Origin of the sequence: uncultured Dialister sp. (assembly GCF_900541605.1) — a bacterium.
In the GTDB taxonomy this organism is placed as follows: Bacteria; Bacillota; Negativicutes; order Veillonellales; family Dialisteraceae; genus Dialister.
This window is the reverse complement of sequence record NZ_UQKJ01000122.1, coordinates 1-5,325: the sequence shown is the minus strand read 5'-3', so window position 1 is coordinate 5,325 and position 5,325 is coordinate 1. Positions and strand designations below refer to the sequence as shown.

General features: G+C 54.2%; 6 protein-coding genes. All 6 read left to right on the top strand.

What is annotated here, in order from left to right:
• Positions 1-363: 363 nt before the first annotated feature.
• Complete coding sequence (locus QZR21_RS07825; protein ID WP_296099543.1) at positions 364-807, top strand: Lrp/AsnC family transcriptional regulator; 444 nt, start codon at positions 364-366, stop codon at positions 805-807.
• Positions 808-1,225: 418 nt separating this feature from the next.
• On the top strand, positions 1,226-2,353 hold the full coding sequence (locus tag QZR21_RS07820) for a glycerate kinase (RefSeq protein ID WP_296099540.1): 1,128 nt from the start codon (positions 1,226-1,228) through the stop codon (positions 2,351-2,353).
• Between the two features lie 348 nt (positions 2,354-2,701).
• Positions 2,702-3,394, top strand: a complete 693-nt coding sequence (locus QZR21_RS07815) for a 7-cyano-7-deazaguanine synthase (RefSeq protein WP_296099538.1) — start codon at positions 2,702-2,704, stop codon at positions 3,392-3,394.
• A gap of 166 nt (positions 3,395-3,560) precedes the next feature.
• A complete protein-coding gene (queD, locus tag QZR21_RS07810) occupies positions 3,561-3,890 on the top strand; it encodes a 6-carboxytetrahydropterin synthase QueD (protein WP_296099535.1) in 330 nt (109 codons plus the stop codon).
• Positions 3,880-4,563, top strand: a complete 684-nt coding sequence (gene queE, locus QZR21_RS07805; RefSeq protein ID WP_296099533.1) for a putative 7-carboxy-7-deazaguanine synthase QueE — start codon at positions 3,880-3,882, stop codon at positions 4,561-4,563. Before queD ends, queE begins: the two co-directional genes overlap by 11 nt.
• A 2-nt stretch (positions 4,564-4,565) precedes the next feature.
• Positions 4,566-5,132: a GTP cyclohydrolase I FolE gene (gene folE, locus QZR21_RS07800; RefSeq protein ID WP_296099530.1), complete on the top strand. Its 567-nt coding sequence runs from the start codon at positions 4,566-4,568 to the stop codon at positions 5,130-5,132.
• Positions 5,133-5,325: the final 193 nt, after the last annotated feature.

Genomic DNA, 5,325 nt, shown 5'->3' with positions numbered 1-5,325 from the left:
GCATAAAAATCCAAGAATGAAATCTGACAACGATTTAATCAGTGCTTCCCTGGAAAGGAGAATCCCGGCGGAAAAGGAAAGTATCTTTGCATGCGGACGGTTAGTGACATTCGTGCGGAGATTCCCGCTGCTGGCTTCCACGAAAACTCTACTGCCTATGGCATGAATGACTGATAGAAATATCAGATGGAAAGCGCTGCAGGCGAATCAGCCGTCCCTGGAAGCCCCCGCACGAATGACTTTATCATCAGCAGGCAAACCGGCGGCGAAGCCGCGGGACCTCAACTCTCTTTCCTCAACTCTCAACTCTTTCTTAATGGTATAATAAATAAAAACCACAGTATGCCAAAGAAGGAGGACCCCATGTTTACGAAGACCCTGGATGAGACGGATAAGAAGATTATTAATGAACTGAAGAAGAACAGCCGCATATCTATGACGGAACTGGGGAAAAAGGTCTTTCTCACGGGGCAGGCAGCGAAGAATCGCATCGAACGGCTGCAGGACCTGGGAGTGGTGGAGCGGTATACGGTGAACGTAAACTGCCCGGTCTTCGGCTACACGGTGCATGGCCTCTTTATCCTCCATCCGGAAAAAGAGAAGGAAGAGGATTTCTACCGTTTCGTTCACACCACGGAGTACCATATTCTCCACTGCTACGAAACGGAGAAAGCAGTCTTCATTGACGCCCATTTCAACAGTGAAGAATCCCGGAGTTCCTTCGAGAAAGTGCTCTCTGCATTCGGCAGCTGCACCATGTATCCGGTGCTCCGGGAAATCCACGGCATCCACCCGGTGGATGAGTAATAGAGGAGTTGAGATTTGACGCTAACGGGTAGAGTCATTCCTGCGGGGGCTGTTAGCTTCTGGCTGCCAGGAAAGCTGCCCAGCCTGCGGCGCTTTTCACCTGATGCTTCCATCAATCATTCGTGCCGTAGGCTATTGAGCTTTCCTGGAAGCCCCCGCATAAATGACCCTATCCGTTATCATGCAAATCCGTCACAAAGTGGCTGTCCCGTTCAAGGCTCAAGGCCCACTGCTCAAAGTTCGTCCCGTACTCATGCAAAATTGCAAAAAAATATATAAAAATTCGCGGCGCTATATAATTTGTGCGCCGCACCACCATTCCTCATTCCTAATTCCTCATTTTTCATAACCAACTCACCAACTCACCAACTCACTAACCCACTAACCCACTATCCCACTATCTTAACCAGGTGATACCATGCGCATTCTCTTAGCTCCCGATTCTTTGAAAGGCACCCTTTCCTCCGGACAAGCCGGAAAAATCCTGGAGGAAGCGGTGCTTTCTCTGTATCCCTCCTGGGAGACGGAAGTGATTCCCATGGCCGATGGCGGGGAAGGAACGGTGGAGGCCATGGCGGCTGCTGCGGGAGGGAAAGCGGTCGTGGACCCTGTGACCGGTCCCCTGGGATGGCCGGTACAGGCCAGGTCCCTCCGTCTTCCCGGCGATGTGGCGGTGATGGAAATGGCGGAGGCTTCGGGACTCCTGCTGGTACCGGAGGAAAAGCGGAATCCCCTCATCACATCCACCTTTGGCACCGGGGAAATGATTGATCGGGCCCTTGCCCGGGGAGACCGGCATATTTATATCGGCATCGGCGGCAGTGCTACCTGCGATGGGGGCATGGGAGCCATGGAAGCGCTGGGCGTCCGGTTTCTGGATAGAAACGGAAGGAAACTGCCGGGGCAGGGAGCATCTCTGGGAAGGGTAGAGACCATAGACCTGTCCTGCCTCCATGAAGGCGTGGAGGATATGGACCTCACCATCCTGAGCGATGTCACGAACCCTCTCTGGGGAGAACGGGGCGCGGCTCGTGCCTTTGGCCCCCAGAAAGGGGCGGACCCGGTTATGGTGGAAAAACTGGAGGCCGGTATGGTTCATTACGGGAGGGTGCTGGAAGACACATTCGGCGTGGATGTGGAGCATCTTTCCGGCGGCGGTGCGGCTGGCGGCCTGGGGGCGGCGCTGCTCCTCTTCCTCCATGGCACCATGGCTTCCGGCGCGGAAAAGATACTGGAACTGTCCCATTTCGATGAACGCCTGAAAACGGCGGATCTTGTGGTTACCGGCGAAGGCCGGACCGACAGGCAGAGCGGGGAAGGGAAAATTACCGGCATGATCGCGGCCCACTGCAAGAAGAAAGGGGTTCCCTGCGTTGTCCTTTCGGGCTCCCTGGGAGAGGGCTGGGAAAGTCTCCTCTCCCTGGGGGCGGACCGGATCATTCCGGCGGCGGAAGGGGCGGATATAAAGAAATCCATGAAGAATCCGGCCCTCTGGTATAGAAGGGCGGCGGAAGCCTTCTTCCGGGAATGGGGGAAAGGAAAATAGAATTGAGAGTTGAGATCCCGCGGCTCCGCCGAAGTTTGGCCTGCTGGTGGATAGAGTCATTCGTGTGGGGGCAACTAGCTTCTAGTGGCTAGCTGCCAGGAAAACTGATCCGCCTGCGGCGCTTTCCAACGGATGGTTCCATCAGTCATTCGTGCCGTAGGCTGATGAGCTTTCCTAAAAGCCAGCAGCTAACAGCTAGAAGCCCCCGCAGGAGTGACTTTTTCCGTAAGCATGCCAATCCGCGGCGAATCCGCCATTTGCCCATTCTCCCCTTTCGGTGCTATAATGGGTAAACGCAATATATCTCAGTTGTCATCTGTTAACCAACTCTAAAAAACAGGAGGAACGATGAAAAAAGCAATTATACTATCCAGCGGGGGCGTGGACTCTACCACCTGCGTATCCCTGGCTGTGGACCGACTGGGAGCAGAAAACGTTGTGACTGCTTCTATTTTTTATGGCCAGAAACACAAGAAAGAAATCCTGGCGGCCCGGAAGGTGGCGGAGTACTACCACCTGAAGCACTATGAATTCGACCTGTCCCAGATTTTCCAGTATTCCAACTGTTCCCTCCTGGCCAATTCCACCCGGGAAATTGTCCACGAGAGCTATGCACAGCAGATCGCGGAAAACGGGGAAGGGAAGGTATCCACCTACGTACCTTTCCGGAATGGCCTCATGCTGTCCACCGCCGCTTCCCTGGCGGCTTCCCTCTTTGAAGATGAGGACGTGGACATTTATATCGGCGCCCATGCAGACGATGCGGCGGGCGATGCCTATGCCGACTGCAGCGAACCATTCCTGAAGGCCATGGGCGATGCGATCCGCATCGGTACCTACGGCAAGGTGCATCTGGTATTCCCCTTTGCGGAAATGAACAAGGCCGGCGTAGTGGCCACGGGACTCAAGCTGAAGACGCCCTATGAGCTCACCTGGAGCTGCTATGAAGGGGGAGACAAACCCTGCGGCACCTGCGGTACTTGTATCGACCGGGCCGCCGCCTTCGCCGCCAACGGAGTAAAAGATCCGGCGCTGAAATGAATAGAATTGAGGACCCGCGTTTAGGCATGCTTATGCGTAGAGTCACCGGCATGGGGCTTCTAGCCACTAGCTGCTGGCAACCAGGGAAGCTGACCGGCCTGCGGCGAAGCCGCTGATTCACTAACCCACTAACCCACTAACTCACCATATACGAAAGGACTATCCCATGTATACCGTAACGAAACGAATGGAAATTTCCGGTGCCCATTTCCTGCACCTGGATTATGAAAGTAAGTGCTCCAACCTCCACGGGCACAATTGGATCATCACCGTCACCGTACAGAGCGAGACACTGGACAAGAACGGCATGGTGGTGGATTTCAGTAAAATCAAGGAGACCGTGAATCAGTTCGACCATCACCTCATCAATGATGTGCTGGGAGACCTGAATCCTACGGCCGAGAATATGGCCAAGTGGATCTGCGACCACATTCCCCGCTGCATCCGGGTATCTGTGCAGGAAACGGAAGGAAATGTGGCGACCTATGAGAAGTAAGTACGCCTTTGATGACGGCCTGTTCCACATCACCGAGATTTTTGACAGCATCGACGGCGAAGGGAAAAGGACCGGTTTCATGGTCACCTTTGTCCGCCTGGCAGGCTGCAACCTCCGGTGCAATTACTGTGACACCGCCTATTCCCTGTCCCTGGCGGATACGGAAGAAGCCCTTACGGAGGAAGCACTGCTGGAGAAAATCCGCCGATTTCCCTGGAAGCGGATTACCCTGACCGGCGGCGAGCCCATGCTCCATCCCCTGCACCATCTCTGTGAAGTCCTGGGAGAAGAGGGCTATGACATCAATATAGAAACAAACGGCGCCGTTCCCCTGTGGCGGGAGCGGCCGGCAGGGGTCTTTTATACCATGGATTTCAAATGCACCGGAAGCGGCATGAAATCCTATATGAATCGGGATAACTTCAAACTCCTGGGCCCGGAGGATGTGCTGAAATTCGTGGTCAGCTCCGTCGGGGACATGGAGGAAATGAAGGAAATCGTGGAAAAAGATTTCCAGAGACCCGATCATCCCCAGTTCTTCGTGAGTCCCGTGTGGGGGCGTATCGAACCATCGGAACTGGTGGACTTTGTAAGAAATAACAAGCTGCAGGAAGTACGGGTCCAGGTGCAGCTCCATAAGATCATCTGGGACCCTGACAGGAGAGGCGTTTAATTATGGATATGGAAAAACTGGAACAGGCAGCCCGGCTCATCATCGAAGCCGTGGGGGATGACCCAAACCGGGAAGGACTGCAGGAGACACCGAAACGGTTCGCAGACATGATGGCAGAACAGTTCGCCTATACCGGCGTGTCCAATGAAGACATTGCCAAAGAATTTGAAAAAACCTTTGCCACCCCGGAAAATGACATGGTGGTGGTGAAGGATATTCCCATCTTTTCCCACTGCGAACACCACATTGCCCTCATGTACAACATGAAGGCCGCTGTGGGATACATTCCCCATGGCCGGGTCATCGGGCTGTCCAAGATTGCCCGCATCGCCGATGCGGTGTCCAAGCGGTTCCAGATCCAGGAACGGATCGGCACAGACATCCGGGACGTCATGAAACTGGTGACGAAATCGGAGGATGTCATCGTCTACATCGAAGGAGAGCACTCCTGCATGACTGCCCGGGGCATCAAGAAACCCGGCACCAGGACAAGAACCATCGCCTCCTCCGGCGCCTTCAAAAAGGACGGAGAACTGAGAAAAGAGTTCATGGAACTGGCGGGGAAATAAAAAGTAAGATCGAGATGGAGACCGAGATCGAGAAGATCAGCGGCTTCGCCGCAGGAATTGAAAGTGCCGTACCGGAGAGGGCGGCACTTTTTCAGATTCGGGGGATGATTATGGGTAGAGCCATTTCGGCGGGGCTGTTAGCTTCTAGGGAAGCGCTGATTAAATCGTTGTCAGATTTCATTCTTGGATTTTT